Source organism: Amycolatopsis oliviviridis, from assembly GCF_014654365.1.
Classification (GTDB): domain Bacteria; phylum Actinomycetota; class Actinomycetes; order Mycobacteriales; family Pseudonocardiaceae; genus Amycolatopsis; species Amycolatopsis oliviviridis.
Genome location: NZ_BNAY01000001.1, coordinates 807,553 through 826,223, shown reverse-complemented (window position 1 = coordinate 826,223; position 18,671 = coordinate 807,553). Strand labels below are relative to the sequence as shown.

22 protein-coding genes are annotated in these 18,671 nt (G+C 69.2%); 6 read left to right on the top strand and 16 right to left on the bottom strand.

Annotated elements, in window-relative coordinates:
* Positions 1-7: 7 nt before the first annotated feature.
* The 6 genes from tatC to IE302_RS03345 all read right to left on the bottom strand — a co-directional run bounded on the left by tatC (position 8) and on the right by IE302_RS03345 (position 4,083).
* Positions 8-979, bottom strand: coding sequence for a twin-arginine translocase subunit TatC (gene tatC, locus IE302_RS03370; RefSeq protein WP_191251590.1), 972 nt, complete (start codon positions 977-979; stop codon positions 8-10).
* 110 nt (positions 980-1,089) lie between these two features.
* Positions 1,090-1,431 (bottom strand): Sec-independent protein translocase subunit TatA, encoded by a 342-nt coding sequence (gene tatA, locus IE302_RS03365; protein WP_191251588.1) that lies wholly within the window; start codon positions 1,429-1,431, stop codon positions 1,090-1,092.
* A gap of 37 nt (positions 1,432-1,468) precedes the next feature.
* Positions 1,469-1,678, bottom strand: a complete 210-nt coding sequence (locus tag IE302_RS03360) for a bacteriophage holin (RefSeq protein WP_191251586.1) — start codon at positions 1,676-1,678, stop codon at positions 1,469-1,471.
* Between the two features lie 9 nt (positions 1,679-1,687).
* Positions 1,688-2,665 carry a helix-turn-helix transcriptional regulator gene (locus IE302_RS03355; RefSeq protein ID WP_191251584.1) on the bottom strand — a complete coding sequence of 326 codons (978 nt, stop codon included), beginning with the start codon at positions 2,663-2,665 and terminating at the stop codon, positions 1,688-1,690.
* On the bottom strand, positions 2,662-3,642 hold the full coding sequence (locus IE302_RS03350) for a helix-turn-helix transcriptional regulator (RefSeq protein ID WP_191251582.1): 981 nt from the start codon (positions 3,640-3,642) through the stop codon (positions 2,662-2,664). The genes IE302_RS03355 and IE302_RS03350 overlap by 4 nt, the downstream gene beginning before the upstream one ends.
* Before the next feature lie 9 nt (positions 3,643-3,651).
* A complete protein-coding gene (locus IE302_RS03345; protein WP_191253066.1) occupies positions 3,652-4,083 on the bottom strand; it encodes a winged helix-turn-helix transcriptional regulator in 432 nt (143 codons plus the stop codon).
* A gap of 104 nt (positions 4,084-4,187) precedes the next feature.
* Here IE302_RS03345 and IE302_RS03340 point away from each other — a divergent pair, with 104 nt between their 5' ends.
* From IE302_RS03340 to IE302_RS03330, 3 genes are read left to right on the top strand one after another with little or no spacing between them, the layout of a single operon-like run.
* Complete coding sequence (locus IE302_RS03340; RefSeq protein WP_191251580.1) at positions 4,188-5,126, top strand: NADP-dependent oxidoreductase; 939 nt, start codon at positions 4,188-4,190, stop codon at positions 5,124-5,126.
* 37 nt (positions 5,127-5,163) lie between these two features.
* Positions 5,164-5,616 (top strand): SRPBCC family protein, encoded by a 453-nt coding sequence (locus IE302_RS03335; protein ID WP_191251578.1) that lies wholly within the window; start codon positions 5,164-5,166, stop codon positions 5,614-5,616.
* The gene (locus IE302_RS03330) at positions 5,613-6,311 is read left to right on the top strand and encodes an SDR family oxidoreductase (RefSeq protein WP_191251576.1); all 699 of its coding nucleotides are present in this window, start codon (positions 5,613-5,615) and stop codon (positions 6,309-6,311) included. Before IE302_RS03335 ends, IE302_RS03330 begins: the two co-directional genes overlap by 4 nt.
* A gap of 3 nt (positions 6,312-6,314) precedes the next feature.
* On the opposite strand, the gene IE302_RS03325 is transcribed toward IE302_RS03330, so the two are convergent.
* The 4 genes from IE302_RS03325 to pafA form a co-directional block, all read right to left on the bottom strand.
* On the bottom strand, positions 6,315-7,175 hold the full coding sequence (locus IE302_RS03325; protein WP_191251574.1) for a TIGR03620 family F420-dependent LLM class oxidoreductase: 861 nt from the start codon (positions 7,173-7,175) through the stop codon (positions 6,315-6,317).
* Positions 7,176-7,244: 69 nt separating this feature from the next.
* Positions 7,245-7,586 (bottom strand): ArsR/SmtB family transcription factor, encoded by a 342-nt coding sequence (locus IE302_RS03320; RefSeq protein WP_191251573.1) that lies wholly within the window; start codon positions 7,584-7,586, stop codon positions 7,245-7,247.
* Between the two features lie 12 nt (positions 7,587-7,598).
* Positions 7,599-8,642: a YCF48-related protein gene (locus IE302_RS03315; protein ID WP_191251571.1), complete on the bottom strand. Its 1,044-nt coding sequence runs from the start codon at positions 8,640-8,642 to the stop codon at positions 7,599-7,601.
* A gap of 80 nt (positions 8,643-8,722) precedes the next feature.
* Complete coding sequence (pafA, locus tag IE302_RS03310) at positions 8,723-10,081, bottom strand: Pup--protein ligase (RefSeq protein ID WP_007035399.1); 1,359 nt, start codon at positions 10,079-10,081, stop codon at positions 8,723-8,725.
* Between the two features lie 147 nt (positions 10,082-10,228).
* On the opposite strand from pafA, the gene IE302_RS03305 reads away from it, so the two are divergent.
* A complete protein-coding gene (locus tag IE302_RS03305; protein ID WP_191251569.1) occupies positions 10,229-11,707 on the top strand; it encodes a bifunctional phosphatase PAP2/diacylglycerol kinase family protein in 1,479 nt (492 codons plus the stop codon).
* Between the two features lie 8 nt (positions 11,708-11,715).
* Here IE302_RS03305 and IE302_RS03300 read toward each other — a convergent pair whose 3' ends face one another.
* Positions 11,716-12,690, bottom strand: coding sequence for an ArsR/SmtB family transcription factor (locus tag IE302_RS03300; protein WP_191251567.1), 975 nt, complete (start codon positions 12,688-12,690; stop codon positions 11,716-11,718).
* A gap of 286 nt (positions 12,691-12,976) precedes the next feature.
* Between IE302_RS03300 and IE302_RS03295 the strand changes: the two genes are divergently transcribed.
* Positions 12,977-13,615: an RICIN domain-containing protein gene (locus IE302_RS03295; RefSeq protein WP_191251565.1), complete on the top strand. Its 639-nt coding sequence runs from the start codon at positions 12,977-12,979 to the stop codon at positions 13,613-13,615.
* A gap of 332 nt (positions 13,616-13,947) precedes the next feature.
* On the opposite strand, the gene prcA is transcribed toward IE302_RS03295, so the two are convergent.
* The 4 genes from prcA to dop form a co-directional block, all read right to left on the bottom strand.
* On the bottom strand, positions 13,948-14,709 hold the full coding sequence (gene prcA / locus IE302_RS03290; protein ID WP_191251563.1) for a proteasome subunit alpha: 762 nt from the start codon (positions 14,707-14,709) through the stop codon (positions 13,948-13,950).
* A 63-nt stretch (positions 14,710-14,772) separates the two neighbouring features.
* Positions 14,773-15,609, bottom strand: a complete 837-nt coding sequence (gene prcB / locus IE302_RS03285; RefSeq protein ID WP_191251561.1) for a proteasome subunit beta — start codon at positions 15,607-15,609, stop codon at positions 14,773-14,775.
* A 74-nt stretch (positions 15,610-15,683) separates the two neighbouring features.
* Entirely contained in the window at positions 15,684-15,878 is a 195-nt protein-coding gene (locus IE302_RS03280; protein ID WP_005150863.1) for a ubiquitin-like protein Pup, read from the bottom strand.
* A 97-nt stretch (positions 15,879-15,975) separates the two neighbouring features.
* Positions 15,976-17,478 (bottom strand): depupylase/deamidase Dop, encoded by a 1,503-nt coding sequence (gene dop / locus IE302_RS03275; RefSeq protein WP_191251559.1) that lies wholly within the window; start codon positions 17,476-17,478, stop codon positions 15,976-15,978.
* Between the two features lie 43 nt (positions 17,479-17,521).
* Here dop and IE302_RS03270 point away from each other — a divergent pair, with 43 nt between their 5' ends.
* A complete protein-coding gene (locus tag IE302_RS03270; RefSeq protein ID WP_191251557.1) occupies positions 17,522-18,037 on the top strand; it encodes an NUDIX hydrolase in 516 nt (171 codons plus the stop codon).
* On the opposite strand, the gene IE302_RS03265 is transcribed toward IE302_RS03270, so the two are convergent.
* A complete protein-coding gene (locus IE302_RS03265; protein ID WP_191251555.1) occupies positions 18,034-18,639 on the bottom strand; it encodes a hypothetical protein in 606 nt (201 codons plus the stop codon). The genes IE302_RS03270 and IE302_RS03265 overlap by 4 nt on opposite strands.
* Between the last annotated feature and the right edge of the window lie 32 nt (positions 18,640-18,671).

The window sequence follows — 18,671 nt, the reverse complement described above, 5'->3', positions numbered from 1 at the left end:
CCCGGGGTCAGGTGACGTCGTCGGTGTTGGTCCGCTTGCCACCGGCGGTGGTCGAGGGCTCGTCTTCGATCGTGCTCGGCGTGTAGTCGAACGGCGCGGCCTCGTCGTCGGAGAGCTTGTCCCAGCCCTCGTCCTCGCGCACCTTGTCGAGCTTCCGATCGTGGAAGCGCGCGATCTGGATGGACAGCTCCAGCAGCACGATCAGCGCGCCCGACAGGCCGAGCATCGAGAACGGGTCCGAACCGGGCGTCGCGAAGGCGGCGAACACGAACACGACCATGATCAGGCCGCGGCGCCACTTCTTCAGCGTCTGGTACTTGAGGACGCCGACGCGGTTCAGCATCACCACGAGCAGCGGGAGCTCGAAACTGACGCCGAAGATCAGCAGCAGCGACAGGATGAACGAGATGTACTTGTCACCGGTGAGGGCGGTGATGAACTGGTCGCCACCGAAGTTCATCAGCAGCTCTAGAGCGTGCGGGATGAGCAGGTACGCGAGCACGGCGCCGGCGGCGAAGAGCAGCGACGCGAAGAAGACGAAGGTGAGCGCGTACTTGCGCTCCTTCGAGTAGAGACCGGGCGCGATGAACGCCCACAGCTGGTAGAGCCACAGCGGCGCGAACAGCACCGCACCTGCGGCGAGGCCGACCTTCAGCTGGATCATGAAGGCTTCGAACGGGACCGTCTGGAGCAGCTGGCAGTGACCGTCCGGCTTGGCTCCAAGCCTGCGCTCCCAAGGGATACCGCAGTAGGGGCCGGTCATGATGTCACCCAGCGACGGGATCGGGCCGACCCTGGTCTGGAACCAGATGAAGCCGATGATCCCGCCCGCGACGAGAGCGAGCAGCGCGAAGCCCAGGCGGCGCCGGAACTCGTAGATGTGCTCGATGAGCGTCATCGTGCCGTCGGGGTTGGTCCGGCGGCTGCGCTTGCGCCGCTTCGACCCGCGGCGTTCCTCACCTGAGGCGGAATCCGCCACTGAACAGTCCGTTCTCGTCAAGGTCCACCATGAGCGCGCCGGGACTTCGGCGCGCTCATCCGCGAACAGGCTCCGCTTGCCTGGCTAGAAGCTGCTTGCCAAAAGATCGCTCAGCTGGCGTTCTTCTGCGCCTGCTCCGCCGGAGCGGGCGTGGCGGCCTGCTGCTTCTTGAGCTCGTCGAGCTGACGCTGGAGGTCGGCGACCTGCTTGTCCTGCGCGGACGCGGCAGGAGCGGCGGGCGCGGGCGTGGTGGCCTGCGGCAGCTGCTTGGTCTCGACCTCTTCGGTCTCGGCGGCCTTGTCCTTGTCCCCCGCCATGTCCTTGGTCTCGGCCTTGAAGATCTTCATGGACTTGCCGATGGACCGCGCGGCGTCCGGAAGCCTCTTGGCGCCGAACAGCAGAACAACGACGAGCACCAGGATGATGATGTGCCACGGCTGCAGCGCGTTCATCGTTTGCGGCCTCCTTCTCGAGTATCTGGGTGTGATGTTACCGGTCTTCGAGCCCACGTCGTTGCGCGATCGCCACGCGGAGCGCGGCCGACCGGGCACGAAGCAGCCCTGTCCGTTTTCGGGTGTTCGTAGCCACCATGCTCACCGTATGGGTGAGCACGCGCAAGACTCTGCGTAATTTGATTAGCAAAACGAAGAGCAGGATCAGCCCGGCGACGGCGAGCACGATGCTCGGCAGGTACGACACGGCGTCACCCTACTGCTCGTAGGTTGACGTTAGGTGACGAGCCCGGGCCAGCGCGTCGGCCGCTCGACGACGAACCGCCTCGGCGAGTGTGGCGGGGCTCTCCACCTGCGCGTCCCCGCCTAGACCGAGGATGAGCCGGACCATCCACGACTCGTCGGCGTAGCGCATCCGGATCCGCAGCCGCCCGCCGTCGAGCTCGTCGAGTTCCTCGCAGGGGTAGTACTCGGCTACCCAGCGTGCGTCGGGGTCGAGGGCGAGGACGGCTTCCTGCTGATCGGGACGGGGCCGGAAAACACCATCGGAAATGTCAGTGGGCCGGGCGTGCGCCGGCGGCACGGCGGGTTCGTCGAGGACGGTGAGCTCGTCGATGCGGTCGAGCCGGAACAGCCGGACGTCTTCGGCGCGGCGGCACCACGCTTCGAGGTAGCCGACCGCCTGGACGATGAGCAACCGCATCGGGTCGACGGTCCGCTCGGTGATCTCGTCCTTCGACGCGGTGTAGTACCGGATCCGCAACGCGCGCTTCGCGGTGAGAGCGGCCCGGACGGCTTCGCGGGTACCGGCGGTCTTCTTGCCTTCCCGCACTCCTCCGCCGACGACGATCCCCGACGGCTGGGCCTGGCCCGCGGCGGCCTCGATCTTCGCGATGGCGCGGCGGACCGCGTCGGCGTCGACCACGCCGGGCGTCTCGGCCAGCGCCCGCAGCGCGACGAGCATGGCCGTCGCCTCGCCACCGGTGAGCCGCAGCGGGCGGTTCATGCCGGCGTCGTGCGTGACGACGATCGTGTCGCCCTCGAAGGAGAGGTCGATCAGGTCGCCGGGGCCGTAGCCGGGCAGCCCGCACATCCACAGGAGTTCGAGGTCCTTGCGCAGCTGCTTGGGCGTGACGTCGAAGTCGTGGGCGGCGTCGGTGATCTTGATACCGGGCCGGGCGAGCAGGTACGGCACGAGCGCGAGCAGGCGCGGCATCCGTCCGGTGGCGCTCATCGGGCACCGCCGGCGTGCGCGACGGCTTCGAGACGGCTGAAGACCGACTTCGCGAGGACTTCGGGTTCGAGGACGAGGACGTCCGGGCCGTGCGCGGTCAGCCAGTCGGCGGCGGATTCGGGGTAGTACAGCTCGATCTCCACGAGGTCGCCTTCTTCTCCCCCGGCGTCGCTGCGGCCGACCACCCGGCCCCGGCGGCGGACCCCGGCGGCCCTGCCGTCGGCGACCCAGACGCTGGCGGTGGTCGCCGCGGACGGGTCCTCGCTGCTGCTGGCGGAGACCATCTGCAGCAGGTTGACCCCTTCCGGGCGCTCGACGACGCCGGTCGCCCCGAAGGCGTCGACCTTCCCGGTCACGCGCGAGAGCCGGAAACACCTCGGCGCGCCACGGTCCCTGTCGTGGCCGACGACGTACCAGCGGCCCCGCCACGACACCACGCCCCACGGTTCGAGGGTGCGGATCTTGCGTTCGGCCGAACCGCTGCGGCGGTATTCGAAGCGCACCGCCTGCCCGGCCTGGACGGCGGCGAGCAACGGGCCGAACGCCGGTTCGGCGCGGACGCGCGGTTCGACGACGGTCGGGGCGTGATCGTCGACCTCGACCCCGGCGGCGCGGAGCTTCACCAGCGCGCCTTGGGCCTCTCCCGTCAGTTCCGGTGAATCCCAGAGCCGGACGGCGAGCCCGACCGCGGTCGCCTCGTCGGGCGCGAGGTCGATTTCGCCGAGTTCGTAGTCGCGGCGCGCGATGCGGTAGCCGTCGATCGCGTCGAACGCGGAGTTACGGCCGGTCTCCAGTGGGATGCCGAGTTCGCGCAGTTCGGTCTTGTCGCGCTCGAACATGCGGAAGTAGGCCTCGTCGCTGGCCGCGTCGGCGTACCCGGGCACGATGCCGCGGATCCGCTCGGCGGTGAGGTACTGCCGGGTGGACAGCAGGGCCAGGACCAGGTTGACCAATCGTTCGGCGCGTGCGGTGGACACCCGGCTACCCTAGCCCGCGCCGTCCGACCCGATGGTGAGAGCCGCCGATCGCGCGTCGTAACGATCCCTGGCGGACTCGACCTCGTCGAACCGGGTCTCCGCCCAGTCCTTGATCCCGGCCAGCAGTTGCCGGAGGCTCCGGCCGAGCTCGGTCAGTTCGTAGTCGACGCGGACCGGCACGCACGCGGTGACGGTGCGGGTCAGCAGGCCGTCCCGTTCCAGGGTCCGCAAGGTCTGCGTGAGCATCTTCTGGCTGACCCCGGCGATCCGGCGGGAGAGATCGCTGTAGCGCTGGGGCCCGTCGCCGAGGGCGACCAGGACCAGGCTGACCCACTTGCCCGACACCTCGTCGAGCAGCTTCCGTGCCGGGCAGGCCGCGAGATAGGCGTCGTAGGCCCGTTTTTCCTCGTCCCGTCGCTCCTGTGCCGTGCGCGTGACCACGGTGCGCGTACCTCCGCGTGGGTTGGGCACCTCGAGGTGCGTACTTCCCGATGGAGAGTAACTCCCCATACGTTCGCCGGGGAACGACACCTTGGAGGAGAACGATGCGCGCAGTGGTGGTCCGCCGGTTCGGCGGACCCGAGGTCCTGGAGTTCACCGAGCAGCCGGTGCCCGTGCCGGGGATCGGCCAGGTCCGGCTGAAGGTGGCGGCGGCCGCGGTCAACCCGGTCGACGCCGCCACCAGATCGGGTTTCCTGACCGAGGCGGGGATCATCCCGCCGCGTGCCGTACTCGGGATCGGCTGGGACGTGGCCGGGACCGTCGACGCGGTGGGCGAGGGCGTCACCTGGTTCACCGTGGGCGACGCCGTGATCGGCTTGCGAGACCGGCCGTCGGCCGCGCTCGGCACCTACGCGGAGTTCGTCGTCCTCGACGCCTCCGTGATTGCCGCCGCCCCGCGTAACGCGTCCCTTGCGGAAGCCGCGACTCTGCCGCTGAACGGGCTCACCGCGACGCAGGCGCTCGATCAGCTCGACCTGCCGCCGGGAGCGACGATCCTGGTGACCGGCGCGGCGGGCGCTGTCGGCGGCTACGCGGTCGCTTTGGCGAAGGCACGTGGTTTCCGCGTGGTGGCGGTCGCCGGGCCTGCGGACGAAGCACTGGTCCGGTCCTTCGGCGCGGAGGTTTTCGTCCCTCGTGGCGACTTCCTGGGCGACCGGGTGCGAGCGGTGGTCCCCGGCGGCGCGGACGCAGCACTGGACACGGCGTTGCTCGGGCTCGAAGCGTTGGACGCCGTCGCGAACCGAGGCCGGTTCGTGGTCTTCGCGGCCGGGGCGGCTCCGATTCCCTTGCGTGACATCAGGGTCGAGCACGTCTGGATCCGCGCGGACGGCGCCGCGCTGGCCGGACTGGTGTCCTTGGCCGACGACGGCGCGCTCGCGCTCCGGGTCGCGGACACCCTGCCCTTGACCGAAGCGGTGAAAGCGCACGAGCGACTGGCCGAGGGCGGGCTTCGCGGCCGGCTGGTCCTGACCGAAGAATAAGTTGACGCTTAATTAAGTCTCCGGTTATCTTCGCGATATGGACAACAAGGAGACCCGGATCGAACTCCGGCGCGAGTATCCGGACCCGATCGAAGACGTCTGGTCGGCGCTCACCGAATCCGATCGCACGGCTCGCTGGATCGGTACGTGGACGGGCGAGACCGGGATCGGTAACACGATCATGCTCTCGATGACCGCCGAGGAGGGCTCCGAACCGGCTCCCGCCGTCATCCGCGAATGCGATCCGCCGAAACGCCTTGCCATGGATCTGCACAACACCGGCGAGCCGATCTGGCAGGTGGAGCTGACCCTGACCCCGCACGGCGACGGAACGGTGCTCGACTTCGTGCACCGGATGCCCCGGCCCGATTGGGACACCTCGGACATCGCCAAGGGATGGCACTTCTACCTGGACCGGCTGGGCGCCGCCCTCGCCGGCGAACCGGTGCCCGCGTGGGAGACCTACACGCCGCCTACTTTGGAGGCATGAACGATCGAGTACTGCTGATCACCGGCGCTTCCCGCGGCCTCGGCGAGGCCACCGCACGCCGGGCCGCGGCCGCCGGGTTCCGGCTGGCGCTGCTCTCCCGCGACCGCGAGGCGCTGCTCCCCCTCGTCGCCGAATTCGGCGAGGACCGCGCCCTCGCGCTCGCGGCGGACGTCACCGACTGGGAGTCGCTGTCCACCGCCGTGGAGACGGTGAAGAAGACGTTCGGCGGGCTGGACGCGGTGTTCGCCAACGCGGGACAGAGCGTGGTGGTCTCGTTCTTCGGCGACGGCGGCGCGGATCCCGAACAGTGGCGGGACATGGTGCTGACGAACGTCTACGGCACCGCTCTCACCGCGCGGGCGACCCTGCCGTCGCTGGCGGAATCGAAGGGGCACCTCGTGCTCACCGGTTCGGTCGCCGGGCGCTACCACCGGCCGGGAAACCTCTACTCGGCGACGAAATGGGCGGTGACCGGACTGGCGGGCTCCATCCGAGAGGAAGCCATCGGCACCGGCGTGAGGGTCACCGTCGTCCAGCCGGGCCTCGTCGACACCTCGATGATCCCCGAGGACTCGAAGTCCAAGCCGAAACTCGAACCCGACGACATCGCGAGGGCGGTGCTCTACGCGCTGGAGCAGCCGCCCTCGGTCGACGTCAACGAGATCGTGGTCCGGCCGACCGGCCAGGTCCGCTAGCGGTCAGGACAGCAGGGAGCCGGCCAGCCGCCGCCAGTGCGGCATGGCCGACTCTCCGGGCCGGACGCCGATGACCTGGACACCGACGTGGTCGGCACCGGCGTCGAGATGCCCGTGCAGTTTCGCGGTGACGGTGTCGAGATCGCCCCAGAACACGAGATCGTCGACGAGCCGGTCGCTGCCGCGCCCGCCGTCGATGTCGGCTTCGGTGTAGCCGAGGCGGAGGAACTTGGCGACGTTGTACTTTGACGTCAGGTACCCGTGCAGGTGTTCGCGCGCGATCTCGCGCGCCTTGCCCGAGTCGGTCTCGAACAGCACGGCGTGCTCGACACCGAGGAAGGCCTTCTCCCCCAGCACTTCCCTCGCCTGGGCCGTGTGCGACACCGTCACGTGATACGTGTGCGCGCCCTCGGACCGGTCGCGGGCCAGTTCGAGCATCTTCGGCCCGTACGCGGCCAGCAGCCGCCGCATCGGCGCGGCGGGCAGCGGGTTCGCACTGGTGACCGCGTCGAGTTCGTCGAGGTAGTCGTTCATCGCTTCCAGTGGCTTCACGCCGGGCTGCGCCCCGCCGAAGCCGAGCCCCAGGACATGCCGGTCCGGATAGGCGTCGGCCAGCAGGACCGCCGCGCCGCGGGTCCAGCGCGCACCGCGGGATCCGATCCGCGCGATCCCGTTGACCACCGCGAGGCGTTCGGTGGACGCGAGCAGGAACCCGGCGTGGGTCAGCGCTTCACGTCCGTCTCGCTCCGGGATCCAGATCGCGGGCCAGCCGAGTTCTTCCAGCTCTCGCACCGAATCCCGCAGCATGCTCGCGGGCTGGTCCTCGAAGTCGAACGTCCAGATCCCGAAACGCCCCAGTTCCATCTGTCTTCTCCTCAGGTCGAGTCCTACATATCGAAGTATCGCAGATTCTCGATATGTTATTCCCGAGGCTCAGATGGAACGTCCCAGCAGGTCGATGAGCCGGGCGATCCGCTGTTCGTCACGGCGGTAGTGCGTCCACTTCCCCACCCGGGTGGACTGGACCAGCCCGGCGCGCTGCAGCAACGCCATGTACGCCGACACCGTCGACTGCGCGAGCCCCAGCTTCTCCTGGAGGTGGCTGACGCAGACGCCGACCTCGTTCTGGTCGGCGATCGCCCTCTCCGGCGGGAAATGCCGGTCCGGTTCACGCAGCCAGCCGAGCACCTGGAGCCGGATCGGGTTGGCGAGCGCCTTGAGCACCTCGACCAGCTGCTCGGTGGTCTCCGGAACGGGTCGCGCGTGTGCGGTCATGGTCCTTCGAGCTTAGTACCCGGCGAGCCGGGCGGCCCTTCCCTTGGCCCCGCTCGCCCAGCACGCGCCGCGAGCGCAGTCGACCGAGTCCAGGGAGCCGGTGTCGAACGACTTCCAGTGCCGTCCGCCGTCCGGGCTCAGGTCGCTCCCGCCGGGGCCGACGGCGATGACCGCGTTCCCCAGCCACGCCAGCCCGGACCGGTAGCCGACCGGGGCCTGCGGCGGCGTCCGCCAGGTGCGTCCCTTGTCCGCGCTCAGCGCGACCGCCGGGCCGGGCGCGTTCGGCGCCGCGTAGTCGCCGCCGATGGCCACGCCGTGCCGCGGATCCCGGAACATCACCGAGAAGACCCCGGCGGAGGCGCCACTGAGCAGCGGGGTGTCGGCGGCTTCCCAGGTCTTCCCGCCGTCGCCGGAGTGCAGGACGCGCGCGCGGGCCCCGCCGCCGGTGGCGATCCAGGCGTCGCGCGGGCCCGCCGTGGTGAGGCATTGGCCGCTGGCGGCGAACCCGAACTCGCCGTCGAGCGCGGGGACCATGCCCTCGGCGGGCACGGCCGTCCAGGTGCGGCCGCCGTCCGAAGTGGACTGCAACCGGAACTTGCCGTCCACCGGGTCGCTCATCGCGAGGCCCCGCCGGTGGTCGAAGAACGCGACACAGTCGTAGAACGCGGCCGGGTCACTGTTCTGGAAGGACAGTCGCCAGCTCTTGCCGCCGTTGTCGGTGCGGTAGATCCGGGACGCGTCGCCCGGCCCGATGGACAGAGCGACCGCGTGGTCGGCATCGAAGGCCTCGATGTCGCGGAAGTCGAGGGCCTCGGTGCCCGCCGGGGCGACCGGCTTCCAGGTGCGGCCGCGGTCGGTGGTGCGCAGGATGGTGCCCCTGCTGCCGCTGACCCACGCCGTCCGGGAATCCACCGCGGAGAGCCCGCGCAACTGCGCGTCCGTGCCCGTCGGGGTCTCCGTCCACGCGGGATCGGGGCATTCCGGTGCGGCGTGCGCGACGCCGGGGAACGCCAACGGGACGACCGCTCCCAGCAGGACCAGCAACGCACGGCGCATCGGCGCACCTCTCCCTCGAAGATCCGTGAAGGCCACCCTAGAGGCCACAGAGCCTTCCAGGATGGCCTTCACGGAGTAATTCAGAGCGAGGAAATGAGCCTTTCGACCCGTTCGTCCACCGAGCGGAACGGGTCCTTGCACAGTACGGTCCGCTGGGCCTGGTCGTTCAGCTTCAGGTGCACCCAGTCCACGGTGAAGTCGCGTCCGGCGGCCTGCGCGGCGGCGATGAAGTCACCGCGCAGCTTCGCCCGCGTGGTCTGCGGCGGGGTGTCCTTGGCCAGTTCGATCTCGCCGTCGTCGGTCACGCGGCGCACGAGGCCCTTGCGCTGCAGCAGGTCGAAGATGCCGCGGCCACGCCGGATGTCGTGGTAGGCCAGGTCGAGCTGGGCGATCCGCGGGCTCGACAGGTCGAGGTCGTGCTTGTTGCGGTAGCGCTCGACCAGCCGGTGCTTGATCGCCCAGTCGATCTCGGTGTCGATCTTGCTGAAGTCCTGCTGCTCCACCGCCTCCAGGGCCCGGCCCCACAGCTCCACGACGCGCTCCGACTGCGGCGACGAGCCGGTCTCCTTGACGTGCTGGACGGCGCGAGCGTGGTACTCGCGCTGGATGTCCAGCGCGGACGCCTCGCGACCGCCGGCGAGCCGCACCTGGCGACGGCCGGTGAGGTCGTGGCTGATCTCGCGGATGGCCCTTATCGGGTTGTCCAGGGTGAAGTCGCGGAACTGGACGCCGGCCTCGATCATCTCCAGCACCAGGTTCGCCGACCCGACCTTGAGCATCGTGGTCGGTTCGGCCATGTTCGAGTCGCCGACGATCACGTGCAGGCGCCGGTAGCGCTCGGCGTCGGCGTGCGGCTCGTCGCGGGTGTTGATGATCGGCCGCGAGCGCGTGGTGGCGCTGGAGACGCCTTCCCAGATGTGTTCCGCCCGCTGGGACAGGCAGTACACCGCGCCGCGCGGTGTCTGCAGCACCTTGCCCGCACCGCAGATCAGCTGCCGGGTCACCAGGAACGGCAGCAGCACGTCGGCGATCCGCGAGAACTCCCCGGCACGGGTCACGAGGTAGTTCTCGTGACAGCCGTAGGAGTTGCCCGCCGAGTCGGTGTTGTTCTTGAACAGGAAGATGTCGCCGCCGATGCCCTCGTCCGCCAGCCGCCGCTCGGCGTCGACCAGGAGGTCCTCGAGGATCCGCTCACCGGCCTTGTCATGCGTGACGAGCTGGACGAGGTCGTCGCATTCCGCCGTCGCGTACTCCGGGTGGGAGCCCACGTCGAGGTAGAGCCGCGAGCCGTTCGACAGGAAGACGTTCGAGGAACGCCCCCAGGACACGACACGCCGAAACAGGTAACGCGCCACTTCGTCCGGGGAGAGCCTGCGTTGCCCGTGAAAGGTGCACGTCACCCCGAACTCGGTCTCGATGCCAAAGATCCGCCGCTGCATCCCACCAGAGTAGGCGGTGAGGACCCACTGAAGGTGCGCCGTTCGGGCGTCGACACGCGGTCGGTACGTTGCATTCGGTGAAAGGTGTGCGGGAAGTCCCGATCGGGTACCACGCACATGACGGCCCGGACCGGAAGTGGGGAACCCGTGTTAAAGCAGCTCAAGCGCCCTTTCCGTAAGGTCGGGCGGACCGACAGACGGCTGATGGCCCGGAGTGCCGCGCTGCCGATGACCAGGGCCGACGACGTGATCACGGCACTCTCCAAAAGTGCCGACAAATCCAAGCTCTGGTGGTGTGTCGCGATCGCCCTCGCGGCGAAGAAGGGCCCGACACGCCGGGGCGCGCTCCGCGGCGTGGCCGCCATCGCCGGGGCGAGCGCCGCGGCGAACCTGATCGGCAAGCCGCTGTTCCCCCGCCGCCGTCCCGCGGCCGAGGAGGTTCCCGTGCACCGGCGTCTCGTCCGGCGCCCGACCTCGTCGTCGTTCCCGTCCGGGCACTCGGCGTCGGCGGCCGCCTTCGTCACGGCCGTCGCGATGGAATCACCCAAAGCGGGCGCGGCCCTCGTGCCGCTGGCCGCCGCCGTCGCCTATTCCCGGGTCCACACCGGCGTCCACTGGCCCAGTGACGTCGGCGTCGGAATCGGCATCGGTGTCGGCGCGGGCCTGCTGACGCGGCACTGGTGGCCGCTGAACCCCGACGTCCCCGGCCGCACCGCGCACACCGCCGAAGCACCCGAAATGCGCGACGGCGAAGACATGCTCGTCCTGGTCAACCCGCATTCCGGGATCGACGGCCAGGACCCGACCGAGGAAGCCCGCTTCGCCTGGCCCAAGGCCACCATCCTGTACCCGGACTCGAAGCGGGACCTGCGCGAACAGCTCTGCGACGAGATCGCCGCCCGCGACGACACGGTGCGCGCGCTCGGTGTCGCCGGCGGGGACGGGACGGTCGCCGCGGTGGCCGCCGTCGCGGCCGACCACGACCTCCCGCTCGCGCTCATCCCGGCGGGCACCCTCAATCACTTCGCCCGCGACGTCGGCATGCGCTCGATGCCCGACGCGGACGCCGCCACCGAAGCGGGCAACGCCGTCGGTGTCGACCTCGGCGAGGTCGAGATCAACGACGACGATGACCACCGCTACTTCGTCAACACCGCCAGCCTCGGCGGCTACCCGGAAATGGTGCGGATCAGGGAAAAGCTGCAGAAGCGGCATCCGAAGTGGCCGTCCGCGGCGATCGCGCTCGCCCGGACCCTCCGGCGCGCGAAACCGCTCGAAGTGACCCTCAACGGCAAGAACACCAGCATCTGGCTGCTGTTCGTCGGCAACGGGACCTACTCACCGAAGGGGTTCGCGCCCTCGCACCGGCCGGCACTCGACACCGGCCTCCTCGACGTCCGCTACCTGCGAGCCGACTTGCCCTACTCGCGGGCGCGGTTCATCCTCGCGACGATCACGAACAGCCTCAACGCCAGCCACGTCTACCAGGAACTCGACGTCCCGGAGCTGCACGTCCGGCTGCTCAACGGCAACCGCCGCGTCGCCACCGACGGCGAGGTCGGCCCGCTCGGCAACGACTTCCTGTTCCGGTCGCGCCCCAGCGCGCTGACCATCTACCGTCTCTAAGACATGGCCTAGGCGCCCAGGAGAGCGGTGCCCAGCGGGGTCAGCGAGTGCAGGACGGCGTTGCGGTCGCGTTCGGTGGTGATCAGCCCGGCGCGCCGCAACACGGTGGTGTGCTTGCTGGCCGCCGAGGCTGTCACGCCTAGCCTCGCGGCCAGCTCAGAGGTACTGCAGCCGACCGCGAGGACCGCGAGCGTCGCCGCGCGGGTCGGCCCGAGCAGGTCGGCGAGGGCGGTGTCCGGGGATCTTCGCACGTCACGGCCGTACCCGGTCGACGGCGCGGCCTGCCGCACCGACGGGTACAGCAGCCGGACCGAGGCCTTGCCCGACGCCGGGACGATCACCGGGCACACCGCGAAGTAGGTCGGCGAGAGCGTCAGTCCGGCTCCCCCGGTGCCGCAGGAACCGACGATCCCGTCGCCGATCTCCAGCACCGGCGACGCCCAGCGCACCAGTGGCCGCAGGCTCGCCAGCACCGCGTCCACGCCGTCGTGCAGCAACAGCTGCGCCCGCATCCCCCGGTCGGCGTCGACCTGGGCCCGCGCCGGCTCCCATCCCGGCGCCAGCGACAGCTCGAAGTAATCCTGCATCGCCTGGACGAGCTTCGGCAGCCCGGCGGTGTCCCCGTCCGGCAGTCCCGCCGCCCAGGCGGGCAGCTCGCGATTGACCGGGGCGTTCCGCAGCGCCGACTTCAGGCACACCGGATCGGTCCGGGCGATCTCCGCGAGCCCCGCCTCCAAACCGCCTTCGTCCGTGTCCGGAACGAGAAACGCCGGGATCGGCGCGTACGGGCGGCACAGCCACAGCAGGACCGACGCCGACTCCGCCAGCCCCAGCCGGACCCGGTGCCGCCATCGGTTGAACAACGCCGATCCGGCGTCGCGCCGCTGCAGGATCTGCAGGCTCGAAACCAGCTCGGCCAAGGGATCGGATTCGGGCGCGAGTCGGACGCGCGTCAGGTCCTGCAACGTCAGCTCGATGCGCACGGATGTCCTCGCCTTGATCGAAGTCGTTGCCGTGTGATCGCGAGCCAGGCCATTCCGTTACATCGCTGAACTGCTTTATTGCCGCTACCGGAAATCTCCTCGACTACCGTGGTTCAGACCTGAATGATGTTCGCAGAAGGTCCGCTTCTCGGGGGTTTACGCGGAACCTTCCACGAGGGGGATTCACCGGTATGGCCACGAGGCCGCGTTTCGTCGCGGCCTGATGTCTTCTGCCGTTCCCCTTCATCTCACTGGGAGAAAACGCTTTCCACAAAGGGGAGAGAAAATGACGAAAATGAAGCGTCTGGCGGGAATCATCGCCGCCGCCGCGGGTGTCCTCACGCTGGTCACCGCACCTGCCGCCACCGCGGCCCCGCAGCCCACCGGCGACGGGTTCAAGACGGTCACCGTGAACGGGTTCAAGCTCATCCCGGTCAAGCGCACCCCGAGCGGCGCCCGCACCCAGGCCGCCGGTGTCGCCGACGCGGAGATGTACCTCATCCCGTCCGGTCTCGACCGGAACAAGTGCTGGGACGCCGACCTGAACACCATCAACCGCAACGGCACCAAGATGCAGGTCTGGGACTGCAACATGGACGCGGACCACCAGGCGTTCTACATCACCGACAACCCCGAGGGCTACACCCGCTTCCAGAACGTGGCCAGCGGCCGCTACCTGGACGCGGACCTCAACTCCATCAACAAGAACGGCACCGTCGTCCAGCTCTGGGACTTCATCGCCGGTGCCAAGAACCAGTGGTGGGGCGGCACCGTCAACCCCGAGGGTTACGTCCGGTTCCAGAACCCGAGCGGCGGCCGCTACCTGACCGCGGAGGGCAACTCGGCCAGCAACGGCACGCGGCTCCAGCTGTGGAGCTTCATCGCCGGCGGCCGTAGCCAGTGGTGGGGCACCGGCCCCGCCTGATCCCAGGCCCGGCCGCTGACACCGTGAAGGCCTCCTTCCCTACTGTCAAGGTAGGGAAGGAGGCCTTCACGGCATGTCGCAATCGGGCGAGATGGGCGGATCACGCGTAATCAGGCGGCGATCTCACGTGATCAGAGACGGAACTCGCGTGATCAGACGACGTTCACCGAGTTCCGTCTCTGATCACGCGAGTTCCGGTCCTGATCACGCGAGTCACGCTTCGCCCACCGCTTCCGGTGACGGGTCCACTGTGCACAGCACCCCTGCAGTACGTGAAGGCCCCCTTCACTGCGTCTAGCGCAGTGGAGGGGGCCTTCACGTATCGGCGAGGCTCAGTCCTTCTTGGACTCACCTTCGGGCTTGTCGCCCTCGGCATCGTCCTTCTTCGACTCGTCCGGCTCGGCAGGCAGCAGCGCGTCCAGCGCCGCACCGGCGACCCGGCGGAACTTGCGGCCCGGACGGTCCCGCTCAAGAACGGCCACCTCGAGCTTCACCGGGTCCGAGTCACCGTTGGCGGGCGCCGGGGTGTTGTCGCGCAACGCCTTCACCGCGACACCGAGCGCGACACCCAGCTCCAGATCCGCTTCGTAGCTCTCCTTCAGCTTCGTGGAGAGCGTGTCGGCCTGCCCGCCCATCACGACGAACTGCGGCTCGTCGAAGATCGAACCGTCGTAGGTCAACCGGTACAGCTGGTCCTCGGCCGCCGTCGCGCCGACCTCGGCGACGCAGACCTCGACCTCGAACGGCTTCAGCTGCTCGGTGAAGATGCTGCCCAGCGTCGCGGCGTACGCGTTCGCCAGCGCACGCGCGCTGACGTCCCGCCGGTCGTACTGGTAGCCCTTCAGGTCCGCGTGCCGGATACCGGCGACACGGAGGTTTTCGAACTCGCTGTAGCGGCCCACGGCCGCGAAACCGATCCGGTCGTAGATCTCAGACACCTTGTGCAACGTCGCCGAAGGGTTCTCGGCCACGAACAGCACGCCACCGCGGTACTTGAGCACGACCACGCTCCGGCCACGCGCGATGCCCTTGCGCGCGATCTCGGAACGCTCCCGCATCAACTGCTCGGGAGAGGCGTACAACGGCATCGTCACTGTGGTGCTCCGCTCTTTCTGGCTCTCATCGGAAAGGGACAGGGAAGTCGGTCAGGTCGCGACCTAGCGCCCGCGCTCGGCTCGCCCGGCCACGACCGCCTCGGCCACCGCGGTCGTCTGTTCGAGCGGCAACGCCACCGCACCCTGCTCCGCGGTGACCGTCACGATCGTCGGGAAGATCCGGCGCACCAGATCCGGTCCGCCGGTCGCGGTGTCATCGTCCGCCGCGTCGTACAACGCCTCCACCGCCGTCCGGATCGCGGCTTCGGCGTCCGCGTCCGGGTCGTGCAGCTTCTTCAGCGAGCCCTTCGCGAACAGCGAACCCGAGCCGATGGCGTGATACCCGGCGTTCTCCTCGTAACGCCCGCCCGTCGGGTCGTACGAGACGATCCGGCCCGCGTGCTTCGCGTCCTCCGCGTCGAGGTCGTACCCGACGAACAGCGGCAGCACGGCCAAGCCCGCCATCGCCATTTCGAGGTTGGACTTCACCAGCCCCGCGAGCTTGTTCGTCTTGCCGTCGAGCGAGAGCGAAACGCCCTCGATCTTCTCGTAGTGCGCCAGTTCGACCGCGTACAGCCGCACCATCTCGATCGCCAGCCCGGCCGAGCCCGCGATGCCCACCGCCGAGTACTGGTCGGTGACGTGGACCTTCTCCATGTCCCGCGAAGCGATCAGGTTGCCCGCCGTCGCCCGCCGGTCACCGGCGATCAGCACCCCGCCCGCGAACTTGACCGCGACGATCGTCGTCCCGTGCGGCACGTCCAGCCCGCTCGACGCGGCCGAGACGCGCCGCTCCGGGAGCAGCTCGGGCGCCTGCGCCCGAAGGAAGTCCGAGAACGACGAGGTCGCCGACGAGAAGTACGCGGCGGGCAGCGCCGACTTACCCGAGGTGTGTTCCATACGTGCTCAAAGTTCCAATCTGTGTGATCCGCCGGCTCCGCACAGGCGGCCCCACGAGGGCCGCCGGAAGACGGTTACTCGCCGCCCTTTTGCACGTACGCGCGCACGAAGTCCTCGGCGTTCTCTTCGAGTACGTCGTCGATCTCGTCGAGGATCGTGTCGACGTCCTCACCGAGCTTCTCGCGCCGCTCCTGGCCCGCCGGACCGCCACCCTCGAACTCTTCGTCCGAGTCGCCGCCGCCGTGCTTTTCGATCTTTTCCTGAGCCATCTCGCCTCCCGGTGTGGCCGATGTTTCCTAGCCTACCCAGCGGTCCCGACATTCCGTGGGATCCGTGATCGCTTAACCCCGATGAAAGGAAATCCCGCTAGTCCGAACCGGTGAGCGCCTCCACCAGCTCCTCGGCGGTCGCGGAGTCGTCCAGCAACTTCCCCACGTGGGCCTTCGTGCCCCGCAACGGCTCCAACGTCGGGATCCGCACCAGCGATTCCCTGCCGACGTCGAAGATGACCGAATCCCAGGACGCCGCGGCGATGGAGTTGGCGTACTTCTCCAGCGTGCGGCCCCGGAAATAGGCCCTGGTGTCCGAAGGCGGGGTCGTGATCGCCTCCAGCACCTCCTCCTCGGACACCAGGCGCTTCATCGAACCCCTGGTGACGAGCCTGTTGTACAGGCCCTTGTCCAGCCGGACATCCGAGTACTGCAGGTCGACCAGCCGCAACCGCGGCGCGCCCCAGGCCAGCTGGTCCCGCGCGCGGTAGCCCTCGAGCAACCGCAGCTTCGCCGGCCAGTCCAGCCTGTCCGCGCATTCCTGGGGGTCCCGCGCCAGCGCGTCCAGGATCTCGCCCCAGACTCGCAGGACCTCCTTGGAGGCCTCGTCCGCGCCGGTGCGCTCCAGGTTCGCCGACGCGATCTCGTGGTAGGCGAACTGGAGGTCCAGCCCGGTGTACTTCCGTCCGTTGGCCAGCGACACCTTCGCCTTCAGCGTGGGGTCGTGGCTGATCTGGTGCACCGCCCGCACCGGCTCGTCGAGTTTCAGGTCGTCGAACCGGATGCCCGCCTCGATGAGGTCCAGCACCAGCGCCGTCGTCCCGACCTTGAGGTACGTCGAGTACTCGGCCAGGTTGGCGTCGCCGATGATGACGTGCAGGCGCCGGTACTTGTCCGCGTCGGCGTGCGGCTCGTCGCGCGTGTTGATGATGCCGCGCTTGAGCGTCGTCTCCAGGCCGACCTCGACCTCGATGTAGTCGGAGCGCTGCGAGAGCTGGAAGCCCGCTTCCTCGCTCTGCTGCCCGACACCCACGCGGCCCGAACCGGTGACCACCTGGCGGGACACGAAGAACGGCGTCAGCCCCGCGATCACCGCAGTGAACGGCGTCGAGCGCTGCATCAGGTAGTTCTCGTGCGTGCCGTAGCTCGCGCCCTTGCCGTCGACGTTGTTCTTGTACAGCTGCAACGGCGGCTGGCCGGGGACGGTGGCGGCCTTGCGCGCCGCCTCCTCCATGACCCGCTCCCCCGCCTTGTCCCAGATGACCGCGTCACGCGCGTTCGTCACCTCGGGCGCCGAGTACTCCGGGTGAGCGTGGTCGACGTACAGCCGCGCCCCGTTGGTCAGGATCACGTTCGCCGCGCCGAGGTCCTCGACGTCCGGGTCGTGCCCTGGGCCGCTCGGGCCGGTGAGGTCGAACCCACGGGCGTCGCGCAGGGGCGATTCCACCTCGTAGTCCCACCGTGCCCGCCTCGCCCGCGGGATGTCCGCCGCGGCCGCGTAGGCCAGCACGACCTGAGTCGAGGTAAGTACCGGGTTCGCCGTCGCGTCGCCCGGCACCGCGATGCCGTACTCGACTTCGGTTCCCATGATCCGCCGCATACCCACCACCCTACGGGGTCGGGGGCGTGCGACGATGCCCCCCATGTCAGGCAGTGACGAACTCGTTGCGCTCTATGACCTCGGCGGAACCGTGGTGGGAGCGGCCACCCGTTCCCGGGTCCGTGCCGAGGGCCTCTGGCACGCGGCGGGCGTGGTGTTGGTCCGTTCGGGTGACGGGGAGCGCGTCTACGTGCATCTCCGTACGGCCACCAAGGACGTCTATCCCTCCACATGGGACTGCTGGGCAGGCGGCATCGTCGCGGCAGGCGAGACCCCGGAGGAATGCGCCCGCCGGGAGCTGGCCGAAGAACTGGGTGTTCACGGAGTGGAACTGCGGCCGCTTTTCGTCCACGTCACCGAAGACGAGACGATCCGGGCTCACAACTTCGCCTTCGAAGCGCGGTGGGACGGTCCTTTCGTCCATCAGCCGTCCGAAGTGGTCGAAGGACGGTGGCTGACGCTGCGCGAGTTGCGTTTGTGGCTGGACGATCCGGACAGCGGGTTCATCCCGGATGGACGTCTGGGCGCGCTGGAGTGGTTCAGGCGGGAAGCGGTTTAGACCGAACGGAGCCGCTGGGCGACGATCGGCAGCAGCCGCTTCGCCGCGTCCGTCGCCCGCGCCTCGGTCCCGGCGGTCACGCTGAGGGCGGAGACGAGTTTCCCCTTGGCGAGCAACACCGTGCACGTCGTGCCCTCGCACCAGGCGCGCTGGGCTTCGACGCCGGTTTGCTTCGTCAGCGTGAGCTTCTTGCCTTCGCAGTCCGCCTGGGCGACGACGTCCGCGGCGTCGCGGTCGGTGTACTCCGTGACCTGATGTTCCAGCGTCGAACCGCTCGGGTACGACCACGCCGTCGAACGGCTCGTGCCGCGGGTCAGTCCGGTCAGACAGCCGGACACCTTGCTCTCGCCCGGGACGACCTCTTCCTCGGCGACGTCCTCGTCGGTCAGCAACGCGGCGGAAACCGCGGCGGGGACGGGAGCCTGGGTCGACGGCGGCGGGACCGGGGCGGCCTGCGGCTTGACGGAAGGCTGCGCGGGTTCGACCGTGGGCGTCGGTGTCGGGTCGTCGTAGTAGGTGTCGAGGTCGTTGGGCCGGTCGGCGCATCCCGACAGACCGAACAGCGCGACCGTCGCCACCGCGAGCACCTGCCGATGACGCACCCTCGACCCTCCCCGGATGTCCCGCCTGACGT